This window comes from Bradyrhizobium erythrophlei (assembly GCF_900129505.1).
GTDB lineage: Bacteria > Pseudomonadota > Alphaproteobacteria > Rhizobiales > Xanthobacteraceae > Bradyrhizobium > Bradyrhizobium erythrophlei_D.
Map to the genome: position 1 here is coordinate 2588273 of NZ_LT670818.1, position 21872 is coordinate 2610144.

19 protein-coding genes and 2 pseudogenes are annotated in these 21872 nt (G+C 59.1%); 13 read left to right on the top strand and 8 right to left on the bottom strand.

From position 1 onward, the window contains the following. Positions 1–440: 440 nt before the first annotated feature. Positions 441–3329, bottom strand: coding sequence for an ATP-binding protein (locus B5525_RS12165; RefSeq protein WP_079566223.1), 2889 nt, complete (start codon positions 3327–3329; stop codon positions 441–443). Between the two features lie 103 nt (positions 3330–3432). On the opposite strand from B5525_RS12165, the gene B5525_RS12170 reads away from it, so the two are divergent. The 6 genes and pseudogenes from B5525_RS12170 (at position 3433) to B5525_RS47795 (ending at position 8166) form a co-directional block, all read left to right on the top strand. Then, positions 3433–4299: a LysR substrate-binding domain-containing protein gene (locus B5525_RS12170; RefSeq protein ID WP_079566224.1), complete on the top strand. Its 867-nt coding sequence runs from the start codon at positions 3433–3435 to the stop codon at positions 4297–4299. Positions 4300–4468: 169 nt separating this feature from the next. Further along, a pseudogene (locus B5525_RS46220) lies at positions 4469–4846 on the top strand (efflux RND transporter permease subunit); the annotation flags it as partial. A 2-nt stretch (positions 4847–4848) separates the two neighbouring features. After that, a pseudogene (locus tag B5525_RS12175) lies at positions 4849–6084 on the top strand (efflux transporter outer membrane subunit); the annotation flags it as partial. Between the two features lie 489 nt (positions 6085–6573). Then, positions 6574–6843, top strand: a complete 270-nt coding sequence (locus B5525_RS47790; protein ID WP_425305306.1) for a hypothetical protein — start codon at positions 6574–6576, stop codon at positions 6841–6843. A gap of 289 nt (positions 6844–7132) precedes the next feature. Next, positions 7133–7897 (top strand): ABC transporter substrate-binding protein, encoded by a 765-nt coding sequence (locus B5525_RS12180; protein ID WP_172899860.1) that lies wholly within the window; start codon positions 7133–7135, stop codon positions 7895–7897. Then, complete coding sequence (locus B5525_RS47795) at positions 7882–8166, top strand: ABC transporter substrate binding protein (RefSeq protein WP_425305307.1); 285 nt, start codon at positions 7882–7884, stop codon at positions 8164–8166. The genes B5525_RS12180 and B5525_RS47795 overlap by 16 nt, the downstream gene beginning before the upstream one ends. 420 nt (positions 8167–8586) lie before the next feature. Here the strand turns inward: B5525_RS47795 and B5525_RS12190 are convergent, their stop codons facing one another. From B5525_RS12190 to B5525_RS12200, 4 genes are all read right to left on the bottom strand, one after another. Continuing rightward, entirely contained in the window at positions 8587–9591 is a 1005-nt protein-coding gene (locus B5525_RS12190; RefSeq protein WP_244567876.1) for an N-acetylmuramoyl-L-alanine amidase family protein, read from the bottom strand. 156 nt (positions 9592–9747) lie between these two features. Further along, entirely contained in the window at positions 9748–10878 is a 1131-nt protein-coding gene (locus tag B5525_RS12195; protein WP_079566229.1) for a hypothetical protein, read from the bottom strand. 207 nt (positions 10879–11085) lie between these two features. Next, positions 11086–11256 carry a hypothetical protein gene (locus B5525_RS45315; protein WP_172899861.1) on the bottom strand — a complete coding sequence of 57 codons (171 nt, stop codon included), beginning with the start codon at positions 11254–11256 and terminating at the stop codon, positions 11086–11088. Positions 11257–11308: 52 nt separating this feature from the next. After that, positions 11309–11530: a hypothetical protein gene (locus B5525_RS12200; RefSeq protein WP_079566230.1), complete on the bottom strand. Its 222-nt coding sequence runs from the start codon at positions 11528–11530 to the stop codon at positions 11309–11311. Between the two features lie 774 nt (positions 11531–12304). Here B5525_RS12200 and B5525_RS12210 point away from each other — a divergent pair. Further along, entirely contained in the window at positions 12305–12463 is a 159-nt protein-coding gene (locus B5525_RS12210; RefSeq protein ID WP_079566231.1) for a DUF3096 domain-containing protein, read from the top strand. Between the two features lie 113 nt (positions 12464–12576). Here B5525_RS12210 and B5525_RS47500 read toward each other — a convergent pair whose 3' ends face one another. The 3 genes from B5525_RS47500 to B5525_RS12225 form a co-directional block, all read right to left on the bottom strand. Continuing rightward, entirely contained in the window at positions 12577–12927 is a 351-nt protein-coding gene (locus B5525_RS47500) for a hypothetical protein (protein WP_079566232.1), read from the bottom strand. 148 nt (positions 12928–13075) lie between these two features. After that, a complete protein-coding gene (locus B5525_RS12220) occupies positions 13076–14482 on the bottom strand; it encodes a PAS domain-containing protein (protein WP_079566233.1) in 1407 nt (468 codons plus the stop codon). Between the two features lie 994 nt (positions 14483–15476). After that, the gene (locus B5525_RS12225; protein WP_079566234.1) at positions 15477–16127 is read right to left on the bottom strand and encodes a helix-turn-helix domain-containing protein; all 651 of its coding nucleotides are present in this window, start codon (positions 16125–16127) and stop codon (positions 15477–15479) included. Between the two features lie 328 nt (positions 16128–16455). Between B5525_RS12225 and B5525_RS12230 the strand changes: the two genes are divergently transcribed. From B5525_RS12230 to B5525_RS12255, 6 genes are all read left to right on the top strand, one after another. Continuing rightward, positions 16456–17772 carry a transporter substrate-binding domain-containing protein gene (locus B5525_RS12230; protein WP_079566235.1) on the top strand — a complete coding sequence of 439 codons (1317 nt, stop codon included), beginning with the start codon at positions 16456–16458 and terminating at the stop codon, positions 17770–17772. A 100-nt stretch (positions 17773–17872) separates the two neighbouring features. Next, on the top strand, positions 17873–18775 hold the full coding sequence (gene urtB, locus B5525_RS12235) for an urea ABC transporter permease subunit UrtB (protein ID WP_079566236.1): 903 nt from the start codon (positions 17873–17875) through the stop codon (positions 18773–18775). 26 nt (positions 18776–18801) lie between these two features. Beyond that, positions 18802–19911, top strand: coding sequence for an ABC transporter permease subunit (locus tag B5525_RS12240; RefSeq protein WP_079566237.1), 1110 nt, complete (start codon positions 18802–18804; stop codon positions 19909–19911). A gap of 9 nt (positions 19912–19920) precedes the next feature. Then, a complete protein-coding gene (gene urtD, locus B5525_RS12245; RefSeq protein WP_079566238.1) occupies positions 19921–20661 on the top strand; it encodes an urea ABC transporter ATP-binding protein UrtD in 741 nt (246 codons plus the stop codon). Continuing rightward, a complete protein-coding gene (gene urtE / locus B5525_RS12250) occupies positions 20658–21362 on the top strand; it encodes an urea ABC transporter ATP-binding subunit UrtE (protein WP_079566239.1) in 705 nt (234 codons plus the stop codon). Before urtD ends, urtE begins: the two co-directional genes overlap by 4 nt. A gap of 30 nt (positions 21363–21392) precedes the next feature. After that, entirely contained in the window at positions 21393–21833 is a 441-nt protein-coding gene (locus tag B5525_RS12255; protein WP_079566240.1) for a N,N-dimethylformamidase, small subunit, read from the top strand. The last annotated feature ends 39 nt before the right edge of the window (positions 21834–21872 follow it).

A 21872-nucleotide genomic window follows, 5' to 3' on the forward strand; every position in this document is an offset into this window, starting at 1 on the left:
TTCGAGCGTGGCGGCCCCGATAGCGGCGGCAGCGGAGCCGGCACGCAGGAGCGTCCGGCGATCGAGCTTGAGCATTTCTGCTCTCCATTGCGATTGGCTTCAGTCACTCTGAAGCCAAGTAAGCCGATCTCCCGAGGGTTCGAGAGGATCCGAGCTGAATAGTTCTGAGAAATGGAGAGACCGGAACCGGCCCTAGCGGCCGATTGGCCGAAGGTCTATTGTTCGCCGGCCAACTTCTAAGTAAACCTGAGATATCCTGAGACGAGCAGAAAGGTGTGCCCCGCCGTCCGCGACCACAGGAGCACCCCAACTGAATTTGTAATTGACGCCTACTAAGGGCAGTTTGGGTCGTCAGTCTTGCATTAAGAACCTTCGGTGTGCCCCCGGCAAAAAGTCCGAGGCTTCGTCCTCGGGTTCGGCATGGATTGACCACGGGTGCGTTACTGCATCGAGTCGAGATACGCCTTCGCGGTCTTCAGGTCGGCAGTTTCGAAGCCTTCGCTGAAGCGATCATACACCGACTGCAGCAGGCTGCGTGCCTCGGCGGCACGGCCTTGATCCTGCTGTAAGCGCGCGAGGCTTGTGGCTGTTCGCAGCTCCCATGACAGGGCACTTTGCCGGCGCGCCCAATCGAGCGAGCGCAAGAAGTGCTCCTCGGCGGCCGCCGCGGCCTGCGGCGCCCCCTCCCGCAGGATGAGTTCACCTTTGATGCGCAGGAGCTCGGCGACGCACCAGCGCCCCTCATTGCGCTCGGATCGCGCGAGCGCCTCGTCGATTATCGAGAGCCCTTCGGCAGCTTTAGCGTCACGCCCGAGGGCGTCCGCAATCTCGGCGAGAAATAGAGTGTAAAGGAGGATAAACGCGTTCTGAGGGATGCGGCTGAATGCGGTGCGCAGAAGCTCTAACCCGCCGCCAATATCGCCCCGTTTGATGAGCCACACACCTTCGAAGCATCGACCAATGGCGTCCCACCGCCGCAGCGTGTGCCTGGCGGAGAGATCCATGAGCGCCTTTACGTAGCACTCCGCCAAGGTCAGATCGCCGACGAGAAGGGCGACGGGGCAAGCTGAATGAGCCAGGGCATTGGACAGCGACACCGGATGATCGCTGGCGCGAGCGTCGACTAAATTGCATTCAATGCTACGCATGGCCTGCTCAGCAAATCCCTGCAGCCAGAGTATCAGTGAGTAATACGAACACGCCGAGGAACGCTGATCATATTGAAACCTGATGACGTCCGATCTCCTGGCGACATAGCGACCCAGCATGTGCTCGATGTGCCGGCGCGCGCCTTCCAGGTCACCCAGGGAAAGCAGCGCCACGCCCACCAGACGGTCGCCGATTGGCCCGTCGGCAGGAACGGTGGTTTTCGCCGCATAGGTGCAAAATTTTTCGGCTACCGCCAGCGCCGCCCGATAGCTGCTGCTTGTAATGCGGTCGATGAACAAGCCCCAAAGCGCTCGCAGGCGGTAATCCGCATCGTCGAGGCTTTCCGCGATCTCAAAGGCGCTCGTCCAGGCCGCTAACGACTCGGGGCCGGAGCCCTTCGTCAGAAAGAGAGCCGCGCCAAGCGCGGTATTCAATTGCATATTGCGTCGTGCGTCTCGGCTCTCGGCGGGGCCGGAAAGCGCCCGCTCGACGCGACTGCGACATTCCTCCATCAGCGACAAGTGCACCCAGAGCGGCACCGCCGCCACGGTCAGCGCTACGCCGAGTTCGGCCAAGCCGGTCGGCGAGAACGCCCAATCCAAAGCCGCGCGCACCTGGCCGATCTGATGGCCATAGACCGCAAGCCACGCGTGCGCGGGCAATGTCTCCGCCTCGGCTTCGGCTCGCTCCAGAAGATCCCGGTAGTAGTCGGCGTGGCGTCGTGCCACATCGCCGAGCTCACCGCTTTCACTGAGCTTCTCGAGCGCGTAGGCGCGCGTGGTCTCGTGCAGCCGATAGTGCGTAATCACGCTTACGGCGTCCAAGGCCACAAGAGACTTCGTGACAAGGCTCGCCAGGGAGCGGACCACTTCCGATGCGGCTATCTCGCCACCCGCCGCTATCAAACTCGCCGCCTCTGCCTTAAAGTCGCCGGCGAAGATGGCAAGGCGTCGCATGACCAAGCGCTCGGGCTCGGGCAGCAACTCATAGCTCCAGTCCAGCGTTGCGCGCAGTGTCCGGTGCCGCGGCAGAGCCGTTCGGCGCCCGCCGGTCAGCATTCCCAAGCGATCATCCAGGCCTGCGGCGACCTGCTGGAGCCCGAGCGTGGCGACGCGAGTCGCCGCAAAATCGATGGCCAGCGGGATGCCGTCGAGGCGCCGACAGATCGCCGCGATCGTCGCAAGGTCGTCGCCATGCGGCGAGAAATCCGACTGCGCCGCCCTGGTCGTGGCGATGAAAAGCTGCACCGCGCTGTGAGCGGATATGTTTGCGGCTTCCTCATGCTGAGGCGGCACATCCAACGGCGGAACGCGGTAAACGTGCTCGCCCTCGATGTTCAGGATCTCCCGGCTCGTGGCCAGAATGGTCGTTCGTGGGCACATGCGTATGACAGTTTCCGCCAGCCTGGCTGCTGCGTCGATCACGTGCTCGCAATTGTCGAGAACCAGCAGAAGCTTCTGTGCTCCGATCGCCCGAGCGACGGGCTCGGCGGATATCTGGTCGCCACCGAGCTTCAGGCCGAGGCCCCCCGCCACAGCGGAGGGCACGAGACCAGGATCCGACAGCGAGGCCAGCTCGACCAGCCGGACGTCACCCTGGAAGCTCGGAAACAAGCCGCGGGCCACCTCTAATGCAAGCTTGGTCTTTCCGATGCCCCCGGGTCCGGTCGGCGTGACTAGCCGGTAGGCAGACAGAAGATCGCGCAGATGCCGCACCGCCGTGGTTCGGCCGACCAGGTCGGATGCTGCCGCAGGCAAATTGGTCTGAAACGGCTCGGCGGCGATCTGCACCGGTTCGAGGTCGATCGAACCAGCTGGTGACGTGCTCTCCTGCCGGAATGTCCAATCACCGAGCAGGCGATAGCCACGCCCGGACGCCGTCCTCAGGAGTTCACGATCCGGGCCGAGCGCCTTGCGAATTGCCGATATGTGAAATTGAAGTGCATTGTCCTCGACAATCGCGCCCGGCCATACGCGACTCGTGAGATCGTGCTTGGTGACGAGCCCGCCGGCCGAGCGAACCAGAACTTCGATGATGTCGAACGCGCGATTGCCGATCGGGACGGGAGTTCCACGGGCCCGCAGTTCACGGCGAGCGAGATCGATCTCCCACTCACCCGACTCGTACACCAGTCGTCGGCCTTGCGTCGCCACATCACGGCCCGGTGACGTGTCTGACATGATGAATCTCCTTCGCTGTCCTCATAACGAAAGCTAGGAAGCCATCATTGATTATAGAAACGGTATTTCATAATATGATTGATCGAAAAATAGGATCAATCGCATGCTCGATTTCGAGTTGCTGCGTGCCTTTGTTACCGTAGCCGATTGCGGCGGTTTCCACCGCGCCGCGGAGCGCCTCAACCTGACGCAGTCGACGGTGAGCCAGCAGATTAAGCGGCTTGAGCTCGAGACCGAACGGCCCTTGTTCCGCCGGACAACGCGCAGCGTCGTGCTGACCGACGATGGCGAGATGCTGCTCGAAGACGCGCGTCGACTGTTGCAATTTGAGGAAGCGGCCCGTCATCGCCTGGCGGCGCCGCGGCTGTCTGGCACCGTGCGTCTCGGCGTGGTCGAGGAGGTCGCCGGCGGCTCGCTGCCTTCGGCACTCGGCCGCTTCGCCAAGCTCCATCCGGGCGTGAGGCTCGAGGTGCAGATCGGCGTCAGCGCGGAATTGATCGAGCAACTCAATGCGGGGAGGCTTGACGTCGTGTTCGCAAAGCGCCCGCTCGGAACCTCGAAAGGGCGTCTGGTGTGGCGTGAGCCGTTGGTCTGGGCCGCGGCCGACACGTTCGATCTTGTTCCGGGTGCGGCGCTGCCGCTGGCCCTGTATCGCGAGCGATCCGTTTCTCGCGAGGCTGCACTCGCCGCGCTCAATGACAACGAAGTGACCTGGGAGATCGTCTATACCAGCCCCAGTTTGACAGGCGTGCGCGCGGCGGCGCTCGCGGGCCTCGCCATCACCCCGCTTCCTGCCAGCGCGCTGATCGCGGGCTTGCGCATTCTCGGCGTGGAAGAGGGACTGCCGCGGCTTCCTGACCTTGAGTTCGCGATCTACGAGAAGGCGCGGCCCGATAAGGCCGCCGCGGCACTGGCTGCGGTTCTGCCGACGCATTGCACAGGGACCATCACACCCGGCGATCTGAGATGAACCGGCACTTCAATCGTCGAGGGCCGGCTGTGGGTCAAAAGCGCCGCTGACCGAACGGCCGCTTCTGGCGCGCAAAGCGGCCGTTCCTTAGTACGCCGCTGTCACCTATGGGCTAACTTGGAAGAACAAGAAAGCAAGAACAGCAGGTCTTTCCTCGCAGGGCATCCCTGCCACCGCCGTTGTGGTGATGGGACGGACCCAGCACACCAACGACATCATCCCGCTGGTCCAGGCCGAGGTCGCAAGGCTGAATACGGACGGCAGCCTCCCCCCCGGCGTCAAGGTCGTTCCGTACTACGATCGCAGCTCGCTGGTTGGCGTGACCACGCATACCGTGCTGCACAATCTGGTCTTCGGTTGCCTGCTGGTTTTCCTGATCCAGTGGATTTTCCTCGGCGATCTCAGAAGCGCCATCATCGTCGGCGCCAACATTCCGTTCGCACTTTTCTTTGCCATCATCATCCTGGTGCTGCGGGGCGAAGACGCCAACCTGCTGTCACTCGGCGCCGTCGATTTCGGCATCATTGTCGACTCCGCCGTCATCATGACAACGCCCAGGCCCAGCGCGGATTGTTCTATCCGCAGGTCACGGGTAATTCGACATCCTCGAATCTGCTGCTTTCCAATGCCGGCAGCGTGTTCGGCGCCGATTTCGGTTCGGTCCCGCAGACCCGGTATTCGCTGGTGACCAATCAGCTGACTGTGTCATTCGTACCGGATATCTGGGGCGGCAATTTTCGCGCGGTGGAGAGTCTCGATGCGGTAGCGGAACAGCAACTGTTCCAGCTGGAGGCCGCCTACCTGGCACTGACGAGCAATGTCGCGACGGCCGCCATCCAGGAGGCATCGCTCCGCGGCCAGATCGCGGCCACCCAGCGCATCATCGGCATCGAACGCAACCTTCTCGATATATTAAAACGCCAGTTCAAGTTCGGCCAGGCCGCGCAAGCCGACGTGCTGGCGCAGGACGCCGCTCTTGCGGCGGCTGAGCAACTGCTTCCGCCGCTCGAGAAACAGCTCGCACAGCAGCGCAATCTGCTGACGGCGCTGGCCGGCCAATTATCCGCCGACGAGATCCTGCAGAAGTTCGACCTCGCCCATTTCAACTTGCCGGCGAACCTGCCCGTCAGCCTGCCCAGCAAGCTTGTCGAGCAGCGCCCTGATGTGAGGGCAGCGGAAGCCAACATGCACGCGGCAGGCGCACTGGTTGGCGTTGCGATCGCTGCCCGGCTGCCGAATTTCGTGCTCTCGGCCAATGGGGGATCGAGCGGCTATAACCTCGCCCAGAGCTTTGCGCCAGGAACCGGGTTTTATACGCTGGCGGCGAGTGCGACCGCGCCGATCTTCGACGGCTTTACACTCTACAACAAGCAGAAGGCGGCCGAGGCCGCTCTCGACCAGACCGAAGCCCAGTATCGCGCCGTCGTCATCACCGGATTCCAGAACGTCGCCGACGCCTTGCGTGCCCTGCAATCGGACGCCCGCGCCGTGAAGGCAGCCCGACGCGCGGAGGATACCGCGAAGGCGAGCCTCGATATCGTTGAGAAGCAGTTGAATGCCGGTCAGGTCAATCAACTCGCGGTCCTCAATGCGCAGCAGACCTACCTGACCGCGGCGGTGATTCGCGTGCAAACGGAGGCCAATCGTCTTTCCGACACCGCCGCGCTGTTCATGGCGCTCGGCGGGGGTTGGCCGGCGGCCTGCACAACACCGGTCTGGCGGGAATGCCCGATGGGCGAAACCTCCGCCGAGCAGCCGGCGGATCGAGTTCAAGTCGCAAAGTAATGGGATCCTTTGGCCAAGCGGTCGACGTACCTACGTAAGGTCAGTGTAAGCATGCGGTTTTAGTCTCCCGCTTTTGCGAGAGCCGTGATGGCATGACCGAAGAAATTAAAGCATTGACGCGGGTACGGGCCGAGGTTTTGAAGATCCGGCGGCTGGCAGAAGAAATACCCGACAATGGCGGCGAATGTCGCCGATAAACTGGAGGACCTGCCGCGAAATATCGTGTCGATGCCCCCGCTGCGGCCACAAGTGCCCGCGCGGCGGCACGAAGTTGAAACGACCTTGAGGCAATAATATGCGAACGCTCCTGACCATCCTAATCGCTCTTGGGGTCATTTGCATTTGGGACGTCAATTACAACCACGGCGCCCTTACCGACGGAACGAGAAGCATGCTGCGAGATATCGGTCACAGTATCCCCTGAGCTTGCCGATCAATTACGAACATCATCCAGTCGAGTCGCCTTATCGGATACGGTTTGCGATCTTTGTGCGCGAAGGCGATCAGACCTACGACAAGGTGAATGAGGTTCCCCAACAGCTGCGCAACCGCATCCTTGCAGTGAGGCCTTTCGATGTGAGCGCTATGATGGTCGACAACCGATTAGTTGGTAGGAACGAGCTCGAACCGCTCTTGGAAAAAAAGCTCGCGCCTTTAAAAAATGCTCGCGCCTTTAAATGTAGACTACATGCATATCCACTTTGCGGCAGCTGGCTGTTATGCCGCAAAAGTGCAACGAGCCTGGCTCTTGGCTGCTGATGTCGGCGCCTGGCACCTTTGAGACATGCCGACGGGCGCTGGGAATGTCCGTTAATCGGGCGGACCGGAAGTGGCTGGCCCGCGGTCAAAGTGACGCAGATGACCCGAAGGCGACTTCGTTGTTTCTTGCGCAATGGAGAAGACGGCCGCTTTGATTAGCGATATGGTCGATTTGCTGCCTACCTTGGGGGCGTCCTTGAAACGTCGCAAATTCATTACGATGCTCTGCAGGACCGCCGCGGCGTGGCCCTTCGTAGGTCGGGCGCAGCAGAACGCGACGGGTGGGAGGATGTCGAAGATCGGTCTGCTGTGGCATGCCGGCAGTCGTGCAGAAGAGGGCGTGTATTTCGACGTGCTGATGAAGGCGTTTGGCGATCTTGGCTATGTCGACGGCAGGAATGCCATCTTCCAGCATCGGTTTCCAGCCGAGCAGGCCGAGCGATTTCGTATGTTTGCGCGGGAGCTTGTCGACGAGAAGCCGGACGTGATCATCGCCGTCACCGGACAGGGCGCGGTCGAGGTCAAGCGTGCCTCTGGCACCGTTCCCATTGTCCTAGTGCTTGCACCTGACCCGGTTCATGACGGGCTTGTCGAAAGCCTAGCGCATCCGGGCGGCAGCGTGATCGGGCTGTCGTTGATGAATACGGATCTGTCGGGTAAGAGGATTGCCCTTTTGCAGGAAGCGGTTCCGAACCTTTCCCGCCTAGCGCTTGTTTACGATTCACATTTTTCAGCGAGTGCACCGGCTTTCGTGAACGCGGCGAAGGCAGCCGGTATTGAACTGCGCGCGGTGCCCGTGCCGGCGCCGGAAGCAATTGGTGAGGCGTTCACGTCGGCTGCGCGGGACGGTTTTCAGGCCGTGATAACCACCGGATCAATGTTGTATAACGAACGGGTGCGGGCCGCTGCCGCAGCATTGGCGAACCAAATTCCGGCAGAGGCCGCCGTTGGCGAAATGGCGCAAAACGACGGCATCCTGATGTCCTACGGACAGCATTTCCAGACTATTTTCGCAAATCGGCTGGGTATGCCGACAAAATCCTCAAGGGTGTAAGCCCGAAAGACCTTCCCGTCGAACAAGCGACACGCTTCAAGCTAGTGCTCAATCTCAAGACCGCCAAAGCGATTGGCTTAGCACTCCCTACATCACTGCTTGTTGAAGCCGACGAGGTTATCGAACGAGGTTTTTTAACTTCCGCTGTTGATGCTGTGGACGGCTCCTCTAGCGGCACATCGGTGCCATGGATGTGGGCGCTGTTGAGGCTCCCGCAATTCGGAGGAGCGAGCCATGCAGACGACAACGATGGATCCTTGCTCCACTGAAGAAAGTCATCGACAGCACGCTTCGGCCGATAGCAAATCTCAGACGATGAGCGAGAGTTCTTTCTCGGCCAGCTTCCTGCGCACGTCTTCAAGGGCATTTGCCGCGGGCTGGCTGAGGATACATTCGGCGGCGAGGTAGCCCCTTATCGGTCGGCCAACGAAGTTATGAGATCCTGCGTAGCGAATGTCTTGAACAATTGTTGGATCTATATCACGCAAATAAACGAACCCTTGGGCAAGGCGGAGCCTGCCAAAGCCGGAGCAGGCAACATCATAATTATCAAGGCAAGACCAGCATGAATGAGCACACTGAATGTGTCCGTGGGTCGCCTTCGCGCAAAGGGCCTCCTCTGACCGAAGGTCGCCGGCATCGATACTGAAATCCTGAAGGGGATGCGAGGTGGTGCCGTCACCGCGCCATCAGGGCGGACCGAGGAAGGCCTCTTGCGGACCACAGAATTCCTTCGCTGCCGCCGCGACGGCGCTGCTGATGATGTCCCGGCGTTCAGGCGAGCCCATCTTGAGCTCTTCGTCCCGGTTGATGATAGAGCCTGCCTCCAGCAGGACGGCAGGCATCCGGGTCGATTTCAGTACGACGAGCTGATCGTAGCTATAGACGCCGGTTTCCTTGTTCAGCAGCGGGTGCTGGTACCGACCCATGATGGCCAGGGTATATTGCTGGGCATATTGCAAGCCCTGGGCCTTCATTTCCTTGGCAACCAGTTCGGCGAATGAGAGGCTCGTCTTGAAATCCGGGTTGTTGCGGGAGACGAAGACGGAATAGCCACTGAAGCGGTCACTGAAATGACTTTTCTTGCCCTCGAATTCCCAGTCCTCGAGCAATGAGTTGGGTACGGAGTCGTGGTGGATCGAAAGGAAGAGGTTTGCGTGCAGATCGTTCGCCGCGTCGACTCGCTTGGCGAGGCTGGGCCTGGCCTTGCCCTCGGTCAAAAGCAACCTGGTCTCGGCAAAACCTTCGGCCTTCAATTTCTCCTCGATCCGTCGCGCAAGGCGCAGATTGAAAACGAACTCGGCGACGTTCCGGGCGCTGGTCGCGCCTTCTGACTCGGCGGTATGTCCCACATCCAGAACGATTCGGAATTTCGAGGGCTCGCACAGCGCTGCGACCGGTTTCGGGAGGTTCAAATTGGCCAGCCCCAGGCCGGCGAGTTTTACATTGTGGGGTTTTGGCGAGGCGGCGCGCTTAGTCGAGGTGGCGTGCTTTGGCGAGGCGACGTGTGCAGGCGATTTGGTGTGCTTTGACGAGCCTTTGCTGTGCTTTGACGAGCCTTTGAAGATGTCCGACAGCCAGCCGGCCTCGCTGACCTCGATCGGCAGAAGCACCAATGCGGCCATCACGGCGATGATGGTGCGGCGGCGCGGAACAAGGCCTGAGGGTGCGAATTTTCTACCTGACGACGGCAATCCCTGCTTTCCCCAGAATAATTTTCCGTTCGCGCTTCATGGCAGCACAAGACGACATTAACAGGGATTTTGAACCAGGAGTTACTGAAAATATATTACCAATTCGATCGGACGACCGGGATCAAAACTCTTTGAGAGCAGCAGCTTATCGCTCGCCTACCCCGTCTTGATCTCGTCAAATTGGGAACGCGCCTGTTCAAATTTGGCATTAAAGAGCCACATCGCATCAAGAATTTCCCGGAAGGTTGCAGATGTTCTTGCCCTGTCAGCATGTCCAAAGGCGAAGATGCTGTTGTTTCGCAGATATCCCATGATCGTCGGGTCGGAAATTCTGCAGTTGACCAGGTTGCCTGACTTAAGCGCGGCCCTAGTCGGAGTTGGAATAATTTGCATGAGTTCGAAGAGTTTCATTTGATCGATTGGATCTGGCAGTGTTTTTGCGATTGCGGCCACTTGCGGGAAAATATCTGCGTGGGTGCTCATAAGGGCATCGCGCACGGCGGTCCAGTGGTTAAGCCGATGATCCAGATTGCCAACCCGTGCCTCTTCCATCTTGTCGCGACGGCTCAGTGCAGGATTGAAAGCTGCTACCGATTTTTTTATCGCGGACCACTTCTTTTGACCGATTTGATCTTCGGATGGGCCCGTTTGCAAACTTCCCTTGTATCTGTTCGAGCGCGCGTTCCCCGCGTTTTGATTGCCATTTGTCTCGGCGAAGAAGAGCCCTAGGCTGATGCGGCCTGCCGCTTCAGCATTCGCCGCGTCAAGGCCCTTGGCTCGCGCAATCGCAATTCCCAAATCGACGACATCCTTGAATGGAGTATCTGAGTTTTGCGCTTTGGCGGGTGGCGCGTCCATGAGGTCGAAAAGCTTCCTGTACTCATCGAGCAGCGGCTCGCTGTCGGCATCAAAGTACGCCGGAGGAATTCCGAATTTATTGGGTCTTCCGATTTTGGACGGAAGAGCATCGGTGAGGTCTTTGTACGCGCTCATCATGTCGTTGCGTGCAAGATAGAGCGCTTGTCCCGGCAAGTTCGGCAGTCGTTGATTCGAATTGATCTGGACGCGCCGCTGACCCAGGATCGACTTGAAACGGTTTACTGCATTGCTATACACATTGAGTGCATCCGATTGCTTTTTCGTGAGCGTGTCCGGCTGACCCATTGCAGGCGAGACGAGCACGGCGGCCGTGAAGACGATTGTATCGGTGGCAATGGAAACCGGCGGTGTGAAGAGTCCGAGAGCAAGAGCTACCGTGGGCGCGGCGGTATAACTTCTTATCACCATGGCAGTTTCCGGGCCCAAGTTTCATCGGGTACGGCTCGCTGGGTCTAAACAGCGAATGCGCGGCTTGGCGAGACGAAAACCCCCAAAGCCCACGCAATGTCCGTTCCTAGCGGGGTGTTGCGAAACTCTTTTTGGATCACTGAAGACAAATTGTCTAGGCTGTAGGCGGCGATCAGATAATCGTGCGGGGGGACCCAGCAACTAGGACTAATCTTCGTCCGGCTCGCGCACAACCGGCGGTTCGTCGACGGAATCCTCTTCCTCTTCGTCCTCGTCCTCTTCATCAGGATCTCGGGGCGGTATCGTGTTGCCCATGATCACGAAGGGACTCCAGTCAATCAATCTGGTCGATGATTCCTCGGGGATGAGTGGGGTCATGTTGTTGCTCCTCGGGCGTGCACCCTAGGGGAGGCCGCCAACAGAGGCGGCCTTACCGGATGCGTAGTTCTGCGACTGCCAGAGCCGAAAGCTGCGCCGCGTCATGGACACCAGCTTGCGCGATCTTGATGATTCGCTTCGCGATCATTTCCGTTAGGGGGTCGTCGCGATCCTTGACGCAGAGGGCATGCAACGCTTGCTCGTATGCCTCTGTGATGCGCCTAATCTCTTCCGGCTCAAAGGCAGAGTTCTTTAATAGCCGATAGATAGCCATTTCTAATTGAACTTATCTTGGTGCCTGTAGCCCGAGGCCGGCCACTTCGTCATATGAGAAGCTGTCTCGGCTCGGCGGGCTTTGCGAAGCAGGAGGTCGCGCTCAACGCCCGGCGGGGTACCTTGAGCCTGCTTGCGTAACTGCGTTGCTTCCTTGGCAAGGCTTTCTTCAAGGGAGGTAGTTTGTGTGAAACGGCGATGCTCTGGCATACGCAGCTCCATCCATTTGAGGATTGGCGGGAGCGCGATCGGCGTTCTCATCACCGATAGCTGCCATGAGACCAGGCGGTGATGACAAAGTGTGCGCCCTGATCGTGAGAAGCGCCAGAACTTTCAATATTAACTTTCTGCCGGAATCAAGTTAGGCGCACTAGGCTAGTGTCATTCCGGCTTTCTCGCTGGACGTTCAATAAGTTCGTAAGTGGGAACGTGGGTAGTTTCCCGCCACGATTCGAGAGCAGCTCCGCAGACCGTGCAGACCGCGTCACCCGTATGCGGTACCAAGAACTTCTCTTCAGTGCGTCTGTACTCGGCGCCGCAATTGCACTGCACAATTGTCGCCATCCCCGGAATATGCGCTTCGGACGGTCGGTTTTCCAGCTCGGAACTCTGCCACAATCGAACTGATCACTACCAGAATGCCGCTCGCCGAGCCCGCGGGACTCACCGATGCGGGTCCGGCTCGCGGCTTCATGGTACCGGCCGATCGGCGCCAGCACACGGCTCGGCTGCACTGGTCAGCGGGTGAAGCATCCGAATCGGCTATAAGTATTAGATGCACCTGACCAGTGCGCCGCACCTATTGCCCATCACTTCCTTGCTCGCGGGATTGTTCCTGCTGCTCGCGCCTCGGGTCGTGAGCTTCGCTGTCGCTGTCTATCTGATCTTCGTCGGCCTTCTCGGGCTGAACGCGATCTATCACATCGTCAAATAAAGCCGGTACGCGGGACTGAAGCCCCGCGCCCTGGTCGATCGTCACGCTATGATGCGCCGCGCGCGGACGGTTCTCAGCAGTCTCTTCAGATCGCCGCAGATCAAGGCTGACGGTCAACCCACTTCGCGAGCAATCTGCTCGAGATATTTAGCGGCGGTGTTGCTGTGGTTCGGCGTCGTGATGACGATCGTAATGGAGATAGGACTGATCCATCCACCGGTCGGCCTCAAATACGCCGCGCGGTCGCCTGCGCTTCCGATCACAAGCAGCAGATCAGGCGCCTGACGATAGACACTAGCCCGGTGAAACCAGAGGAGCGGATGGGCGTTTACGCATTTGCGGACAGCGAAGACTACCAGATTGGCTGCCGTGCGTTCCTGAGCAAGCGAAAAGCAGATTTTGTCGGCCGCTAGACTAGCGAAGGCGTTCACCTCTAATATAAATCGCTTCTCGACAGAGTTCACGCGTTTGAGTTCAGAATGGATTGCCGCGCAAAGCGAGCCGAATCCTGACGCAGGAAGCGATATTTCGTCGTGTCGACTGAGGCGCTAGGCCGGAGCATTCAAGCTGAAGTGCTGGAAGATGTTGCCGATGCCAACGCCTGCGCATCGGTTATCTATCCACACGTTGGAGAAATTCAAACGTCCAGTTCACGCCCGCAGGAGAAAAATCAAGTACCCCGCTGCCGTTGAGGGCGCGAGGTATGATTTGTTCGATCATAACATGGCCGAAGCCTCGCCGTTGCGGCGGCATAACGGGTGGTCCGCCCTTTTCACACCAATGGATTCGAACCCTGTCGTTCGCCTCGCCGACCTGCCAGCGGATCAACACCTCGCCGTGCAGCCCGGACAACGCTCCATGCTTTGAAGCATTGGTCGCCAGTTCGTGCAAAGCCAAGCCTAGATGTTGTACGGCATCGGGTTTCAGGACGACCGGAGGCCCGGCGGCGTCGATCCTGCCTGCGTTGGTTTCGCCGAAGGGCCGCATCTGCGCCGATACGAGATCGTGGAACGAGGCGCCTTGCCAGCTATCCTTAACCAGCAGATCATGACAATGCGCGAGCGCCTGCAGCCGCTCCGAAAAACGCATTTGATACTGCCTCACGTCGCCCGCATATTGCGCGGTCTGGTTGGCGACCGCCATGACGACCGCAAGGAGATTCTTGGTGCGATGTGAAAGCTCGTCGATGATCAAGCGGATGTGCTCTTCACGGCGTCTCTGCTCGCTGATATCGACGTGAGTTCCAATCCACCGATAGACGGTCGACGTTGCGTCGCGCAGTGGAATCAACCGGGTCAGGAATGGGCGGTACTGCCCATCCTTTCCGAGCAGTGGTAACTCCATCTCCAGTGCTGTTCCGGCCTGAAGGGACTGCGCCCAGCGGCGGCTGACGTCCGGCAGTGAAGCAGGGGCGAGAAGGGTCTGCCAGTCATGAGCGCCGGCATTAACGGCCGACACGCCAGAGTAGTCGGACCAACAGCTGTTGAACCAGAAGATTCTGCCGTCGGCCTCAGCCATCCAAACCAACTGCGGGATGGAGTCGGCCAGTGTGTGAAATTGCCGCTCGCTTGCCCGAAGTGCCGCTTCGATGCGTTTGCGTTCGGTAATCTCTTCGGCTGCGACGTTGACTCCCACAATCTCGCCATCTGGACCCCGTACCGGATGCCAGTACGTAATCCACGCGCGATGTTCGTTCTGATCACGGCGCTGCCCTGCTACCTCGATCCCGGTCACCGGCTCGCCGCTTGCCATGATGGACCGAACGATCGCTTCGACCGATTCGGCCAATGCCGGTACGCACTCTCGCACCGTTCGTCCCAGATGCCCTTCAACGGAAATGCCGCAAATTTCGGTGAGATGCTGGTTAATCTGCAGATAGCGGCAGTCGGGAGACAAGAACGCGAGCCCGATTGGCGCAGTATCGTAGATAAGCTGCAACGCAGGCTGCTGGACGAACGACAGGCTGGGCAGGGAGGTCGGCCGCTCTACCCTCGCATCACTGTCTGCCTCGTCCGCCAACGGATGCCTCCCTAGCGATTCACGGTTCGCACCCTGTACCTAATCTATCGAGACACCGACCAAGCCTACACCTTTTTTCCGATATTATACGGCCTTCAGAATGGAATCCCTGCCGAATCGCGAGACGTGATGGAATCGATGTGGTGTTGACTGTCGGCGGATAAGGTCCGTGCGGCACAGGTTTTGTCGACGATGTCGTTGCAGTCGCGAAAATACGGCGCGCAGGAGGGTGAGCGTCGAGGCACGAACCGCCAAAAATTTACCGAAATTTTCGCGCCCGGCAGGTTGAAAATTTGATTCGAGATAGAACAGATGCGGGGCTGACAAAGAGGAATTCCGCAACGATTTCAATCCGCCTAGAAGGCTGGAAAATGTCACGACGGCTCCTGATAACATTGCGGAATTAGGCGACTTCCGAACTGAATACAGCGTCGGCGCTGCGGGGACTTTTCAAATGTCCACCATCAGCGAATGTCGGTATCGGTGGTTGCGCCTCCCCGCAACCATTTTCGTTATAACTCACTCACCGTCCCGGTCTAACCGCTGGGACGGCTTTGCCTTTTCTGAGGAACGCTGCGGCCGGGCGACGGAGCAGGTCCGGCTGCGGGCAGGTGTGACCTGGTCCCGCGAGAATGATAGGCTGGCATTTGCGCTCGACGAAGCGTCCAGAGACGCCACTCGCGCGCGCTAATTCAGCGAAACGCTCAGGAGCATGCGAGTCATCCGCGTCGGGCCGACGGCAACAGTCGCGAGCGGTCTGACCGTTGCTCAATAGCCGCTGGAAATCGCCGAGACGCCAATCGTTGCAACAACATTGCCAATCCGAGCCCAAGGAGCAGGCCGCGCTCCATGAACCAACCCAAAGCAACGGCTGGATCAAGATCTGGGTCATGGAGGACAAGGTGGATACCACGCCGACCGGATGGATCGAAAGTGCGAAGAGCACAAGCGTCATGAGCTAAATACGACGCTCGAAATTTGGTCGATGCCGGATTCAGGGCTTTCGCGGATACACGATAATCGACAGGTACGTCATCGGTGGTTTGACCAAGGTTTCCGGGCCATGAAGTGCTCCGGAGTCGAACAGGATCGAGTCGCCGGGCCGAAGCCGATAGCTTTTGTCGCCATGACGATAGAGTACCTCGCCCGTCAACATGTAAATGAACTCGATGCCTGCATGCTGAAAGCCAGTGAAGGCTTCCGCTTCTTCCTTCAGCGTGATTAAGTACGGCTCCACGACGACATCGCCGCCAATTACGTGTCCCAGCAACTGGTAGACGTGGCCCACTTTCGTGCCGCGACGCTCGATGATCACGCCCTGCTTCGCCCTGACGAAAGAGCAGTCGCGTCGCTCCTCGGTGGCGGCAAAAACCATGCTCAGCGAAACAGTCAGCGCAGTAGCGATCGACTGAAGGGTTGAAAGCGACGGCGATATCTGCCCGTTCTCAATTTTCGACAACATCCCGGCCGAAATATTCGACGCGCCTGCCAGGTCGTTTACCGACAGGTCCCGCTCGCGGCGAATGGAACGGATGCGTGCGCCGAGTGCGCGCTCCAGCGTTCGCGGCTCGACCGGCGCATTGGAGCCGGTAGTAAAATTTGTTTTCTCTGAATACACACTCCTAAGTAGCGTTTTTCTCGGCATGGCAGCGACCCCACTAATGGTCCTTGAGAACTAGCATGGTGCAAGGAAAAGCCGCCTCGAAACTTTAGGCAGTGGAATTCCGTTTGCGAGGCACAGTCAACGCCGCAGCGTTGAAAACGGCGTTGAGATGGCCTCCTTAGCTGCTGTCTCAGGCAATTGCTCAACAGTCTCTGGGCATTTAGCAACCTTGTTGCCGCGTGCGCGTGGCCGTGCGCACCGCCACTGCTCGATAATTTATCCGCAGTGCATAAATTTTACTCTTGAGAAACCGCCGTAGGGCGATACGTTGGCAAATAGATTTCTTCTTAGGAAATAGCAGGAGCGCTACATGGGGACCAATCGTCGCGACTTTTTGAAGAAGACCGCCTTGGCGGGTGGAGCGCTGGCGGCTGCGCCATATGGCTTTGTTCGCAATATCGATCAGGCCTGGGGCGCCGAGTCCTGGGTCAAGAAGGGGCAGCCGATCAAGATCGGACTTCTGTTCTCTCTTTCAGGCGCACTCGCGGTGCCGGAAGAAGACTCGACGTTGGTCATGCAGTACGCGATCGACGAGATCAACAAGGCGGGCGGCATCGATGGCTCGCCGATCGAACCGGTCATCGTCGACGCCAAGTCGGACTTCACCGTCTATTCGGAGAAGACGAAGGAATTGATCCTTCGCAACAAGGTGGTAGCGCTGTTCGGCTGCTACACCTCGGCCAGCCGCAAGGCGATTCTGCCGACGGTCATGGCGCAGAACCACTTGCTCTATTATCCGACCTGCTACGAAGGAGCTGAATGCACTCAGAACACGATATGCACCGGTCCTCTCGCCAACCAGCACTCGAAGGATCTGATTCCCTTCATGGTCGAGAAGTTCGGCAAGAAGGTCTTTTTTGTCGGCTCGAACTACGTCTGGCCGAAGGAATCCAACAAGAACGCGAAGATCTGGCTGCAGCAGGCCGGCGGCGAACTGGTGGGTGAAGAGTACATTCCGCTCGGCTCCTCCGAGTTCGGTCCCGTGCTGAACAAGATCCGCGAAGCTAAGCCCAGCTTCATCTTCTCCACCGTGGTCGGCGCCTCCGATATCGCCTTCCACAAGCAGTTCAAACAGGAAGGATTCAAGGTCGACTCCATGCCGATAGCGTCGCTCACCACGGGCGAGATCGAGACCCGGGCAATGGGCAACGAATTTGGAGCGGGGCATTTTCTCTCGGCGCCCTACTTCCAGACGATGGATAACCCGACCAACCACAAGTTCGTCGAGGGCTTCCTCAAGAGCAAATACGGCAAGAACGGAACGACGCACTACAACATGGAAGAGACCTACACGTCGGCCTACGTATTCAAGTATGGCCTCGAAAAGGCGCTCGCCGCGGTGGGTTACGACGCTCTTACGCCGCGCGCAATCCGCGATCACTCCGGCGGTATCAAGGTTGAAGACAACGTTTCCCCCGAAGGTCTGATATGGATCGACGACAAGAACTTCAATACCTGGCTGAAACCCAAGATCGGCCAGTGCCAGGCGGACGGAAGCTTCAAGATCGTCAAGACTTCCGATCAGCACGTCGCTCCCGATCCCTTTTCCATCTATCCGGACAGCGGCAAGTGCACGGCTGACGGCCTGGTGGCTCCAGACGGCAAGATTCGCAAGAACGTGATCTGAAGTTCGTCAACAGGGCCGCGCCCGCAATGGGCGTGGCGACGCCAAATGGCGGGATCGTGGGCCGTTGCCAACGGTCCCGCAGCGGTGTGATGGAGCTCTCATGGCCCTTGGCTCATTCTTTGGCTCATTCGAGCTCAGCGCATTTATCAATGCGCTCATCCTGGGCATCAGTATTGCCAGTATCTGGCTGCTGGCGGCTCTCGGGCTTACGATCATCTATGGCACAGCCGGCGTGATCAATATGGCGCATGGCGAGTTCATCATGCTCGGCGCGTACAGCTCGTACACGCTGCAGAGTCATCTCGGTTTGCCGTTTTTCCTTTGCGTTCCAGCCTCTTTCGTGATTGTGGCTGCCGTGGGCCTGATACTCGAGCGCGGACTGATCCGGTACCTGTACAAGCGACCTCTCGATACCCTCCTTGCGACCTTCGGAGTCTCTCTTGTGTTGATGCAGGGAGTCCGGCTGATCTTCGGCAGCGACCCCAAATATCTCGCGGTGCCCCAGATCTTCCAAAGCAACGTGCAACTGGGGTTCCTCAACATCTCCGTCTTTAGGGTGGTGGTTCTCGCCGTCACGATAGGGGCAGCGGCGGCGCTTTGGGCGTTGTTTTACCGGACGCGATTTGGCGTGCAGGTCCGCGCGGTGATGCAGAACAAGGAAATGGCCGCGTCCTTCGGCATCAACGCCGACCGGGTCTACATGCTCACCTTCGCGCTTGGCGCGGGGCTCGCCGGATTGGCCGGCTCGCTGTTCGGCGTTCTGAATATCGTTTTGCCCACCATGGGCGCGACTTATGTGGTCCAGGCGTTTCTGGTCGTCGTTGTCGGGGGCGGTACGCTTGCCGGCAGCGTTGTCGCTGGCGGAGCAACCGGCGAACTGCAGTCAATATTTGCTTACTTCACCAACGATACCTTCGCCCGCTTCGTCCTCTTCGTCCTGATCGTCGTCTTCCTGCGCATTCGCCCGCAAGGCCTGTTTGCGCCCTCTTCCACGCGCCGATGATTGTTTGTGGGTGAGGATCTGAAGCAATGAACATATTCCATAACGTCAAGGCCCAGTGGCTGGCTTACCTGGTCTTTTTTCTCGTGCTTGGCCTGGTGCCGACTTTCGTCACCGACAGCTTTCTGCTGAACCAGATGTCGACCTACGGCGTGTTCGGAATGCTGGCGTTGGCGATCAGCCTGTGCTGGGGGTTTGGCGGCATTCTCAACCTTGGGCTGGGCATCCCGTTCGGTCTCGGTGCCTACGGCATGGCGATGACTATGCAGATGCAGTCCCAGGATGCATCGAATCCGATTCCGCCCTTCATGCTGAATAACAGCCTCGACCATCTGCCGACGCTGTGGGTGCCGTTCATGAACTCGGCCGTCGGTATTGGACTGGCCCTGATTGTCCCAACGCTGTTCTGCGCCATCTTTGGCGGGTTGATGTTCCGTGCTCGCGTCTCCGGACCATTCTTCGCGATCATGACGCTCGCGATGCTGAGCGCCTGGTACACGCTGATCCTGGATCTGCAGCCATACACGAACGGCGTCAACGGCATCACGCCGCCGGCGCCGTTCAAGATCGGCGAGTTCACGCTCGATCCCTATAGCCCGCTGGCATACTGGACCGTATTCGGGCTGCTGCTGCTGGCGACGCTCGCCGCCAAGTTGATGACGCTCAGTCGGTTCGGCCTCGTCGTACAGGCCGTGCGAGGCGACGCTGAACGCGTGCGTTTCCTGGGTTACAACGTTGCCGGCTATGAAACCGCGATCTACACCATATCGGGCCTGATTGCCGCGATCGCGGGCTGCTGCTGGGTGGCGTTGACCCAATACGTGTCGCCGGCGCAGTTCGACACCACGCTGAGCCTGTCGATGGTGATCTGGGCGGGGGTCGGCGGAAGGTTGTCGCTGATCGGATCGATTGTCGGTGCCTTTATCGTCATGGGGGCCCAGAGCTACCTCGGCGACGCGCTGCTCGCGACGTGGCTTTTGGTGCTCGGCGCCTTCTTCATCCTGGTAGTTCGTTTCCTGCCCAAAGGTCTGATTGGGCTGGTCGAAAACCTGCTCGCGCGATTTCCCGTCGGATCGAAGAAAAGCAATGGAGATCGTGAGTTGCCGGCAGGCGCGATGTCTCCGCAGGCGGGCGAGTGAGGCGGCAACATGGGTTTTCTTGAAATCAGGAATCTCAGCAAGAGCTTCGACACCGTTGGCGTGATCAACGATTTTTCCGTCGAGATCGTCGAAGCAACGCTGTGCTGTCTGGTCGGCCCGAACGGGGCCGGAAAGACCACGACGATGGACCTCATCACAGGGCGGCAAAAGCCGACCTCCGGGCGCATTCTGTTCTGCGATGAGGACATCACGGGCCTGGACGAGCATGAGATTGCCCGCCGCGGGATTGGACGCAAGTTTCAGGTGCCAGCCGTGTTCAAGGAACTTTCGGTACGGCAGAACCTGGAGGTTGCCTACAGCCGCAGCACCAATCCACTAAAGAACATATTCCGTTTCAGGGAGCCGGGCTTCGCCGCAAAATTTGATGAGGTGCTGTCGCTGAGCGGCTTGACCGAGCGGCGCAACACGGAAGCCGGCATCCTTTCGCATGGCGAGACGCAATGGCTCGAAATCGGAATGGTGTTGATGCAGGACCCGCGCCTGCTTCTTCTTGACGAGCCGATTGCAGGAATGACCGAGGCTGAGATCGAAAAAACCGCGGCGATCTTCAGCGACCTGAAGAAAACAAACACACTTGTTGTGGTTGAGCACGACATGGGTTTTGTGCGGATGATCGCCGACGTCGTCACCGTAATGCATATGGGAAGCCTGCTGGCGCAGGGAACCATCAGCGAGATCGAACAGAATGAGCGTGTGCGTGAAGTCTACCTCGGCGGGGTCGAGGCATGAGCACGCTTCTGGCGATGGACCGGGTGACATCCTATTACGGCAAGACGCCGATCCTGAAGGACTTCAGCCTCCGGCTTGAGCAGGGCAAGTGCCTCTGCGTGCTGGGGCGCAACGGCGTTGGAAAAACGACACTGATGCGCACCATCATGGGGCTGACAGATCGCTCCAGCGGCAACATCGAGATCGACGGCCAGGAGATAGGCGAAGCGCCAACCCACGAACGGGCCAAGCTCGGCATCGGGTACGTACCGCAGGGGCGTGGCATCCTGTCCGAGTTCACCGTGCGCGAAAATATAATGCTCGGCACCTTCGCCCGCCGTACCGACGACAGCGAAATTCCCGAGGTCTGCCTGCGATTGTTTCCCTATCTCAAGTCCAATCTGGATCGCCGGGCAGGGCTGCTGTCGGGCGGCCAGAAACAGCAGCTCGCCGTGGCGCGTGCACTCGCGGTAGGTCCCAAGGTTCTGCTGCTGGATGAGCCGACCGAAGGCATTCAGCCTAACATTGTGCATGAGATCGGCGAGACCTTGCGGATGCTGAACAAGGAGCTGGGCATCACGCTGTTGCTCACCGAACAGCACATCAAGGTCGCAAAGCGGCTCGGCGACGACTTCTTGATGGTCGACAACGGACGGGTCGCCGCCGCTGGTCCGATCGATGCCCTCGACGACGACATCATTCACAAGCACCTGACGATTTAACCACCAAACATAAAGCTAGGAGACGCAACGATGATCCCGATTCCCCGAAAGACGACCCCTGAGGCCAAGCGGATGATCGAAGAGCACAAGGAGTGTATGGACTCCATGAAGGGCGTGGCTGGCAACAGCGTTCTGAAATGTGCAACACCAGGCAATACCACGACGGTGACGGGCGGCATCCACGAGGATCTCCAGCTCAACCGCGTGCTGCTGCGGATGCGTGCGATGCCGGCCAAGGGAAAGCTGGTGGTGATCTGCACCAAGGTCGAGAAGGAATGGCGCATTGCCCGCCTGTCGGGAATCCGCGGTGTCCCGCCCGAGTTCGTCACCGACAAGGTCTATGACAATGAGCAGGATCCGCAGCACGACATCTTCTTGATGCGGCTGGAGGAAATGCCCGAGAACGACGGCTTCCCCGAGCATTTCCGGGAAGGCTGGAAGCGCCGGGATGACAAGTGGACCGTAACCTGACCGCCGCGCTCGTACAGCATCACTGGAGGAGATCGATAC

Excerpts from the sequence above, each read along its gene's own strand:
- B5525_RS12165 (WP_079566223.1), bottom strand. The coding sequence starts at position 3,329 with ATGTCAGACACGTCACCGGGCCGTGATGTGGCGACGCAAGGCCGACGA.
- B5525_RS12170 (WP_079566224.1), top strand. The coding sequence starts at position 3,433 with ATGCTCGATTTCGAGTTGCTGCGTGCCTTTGTTACCGTAGCCGATTGC.
- B5525_RS12180 (WP_172899860.1), top strand. The coding sequence starts at position 7,133 with ATGTCGAAGATCGGTCTGCTGTGGCATGCCGGCAGTCGTGCAGAAGAG.
- B5525_RS12195 (WP_079566229.1), bottom strand. The coding sequence starts at position 10,878 with ATGGTGATAAGAAGTTATACCGCCGCGCCCACGGTAGCTCTTGCTCTC.
- B5525_RS45315 (WP_172899861.1), bottom strand. The coding sequence starts at position 11,256 with ATGACCCCACTCATCCCCGAGGAATCATCGACCAGATTGATTGACTGG.
- B5525_RS12200 (WP_079566230.1), bottom strand. The coding sequence starts at position 11,530 with ATGGCTATCTATCGGCTATTAAAGAACTCTGCCTTTGAGCCGGAAGAG.
- B5525_RS12210 (WP_079566231.1), top strand. The coding sequence starts at position 12,305 with ATGCACCTGACCAGTGCGCCGCACCTATTGCCCATCACTTCCTTGCTC.
- B5525_RS12225 (WP_079566234.1), bottom strand. The coding sequence starts at position 16,127 with ATGCCGAGAAAAACGCTACTTAGGAGTGTGTATTCAGAGAAAACAAAT.
- B5525_RS12230 (WP_079566235.1), top strand. The coding sequence starts at position 16,456 with ATGGGGACCAATCGTCGCGACTTTTTGAAGAAGACCGCCTTGGCGGGT.
- urtB (WP_079566236.1), top strand. The coding sequence starts at position 17,873 with ATGGCCCTTGGCTCATTCTTTGGCTCATTCGAGCTCAGCGCATTTATC.
- B5525_RS12240 (WP_079566237.1), top strand. The coding sequence starts at position 18,802 with ATGAACATATTCCATAACGTCAAGGCCCAGTGGCTGGCTTACCTGGTC.
- urtD (WP_079566238.1), top strand. The coding sequence starts at position 19,921 with ATGGGTTTTCTTGAAATCAGGAATCTCAGCAAGAGCTTCGACACCGTT.
- urtE (WP_079566239.1), top strand. The coding sequence starts at position 20,658 with ATGAGCACGCTTCTGGCGATGGACCGGGTGACATCCTATTACGGCAAG.
- B5525_RS12255 (WP_079566240.1), top strand. The coding sequence starts at position 21,393 with ATGATCCCGATTCCCCGAAAGACGACCCCTGAGGCCAAGCGGATGATC.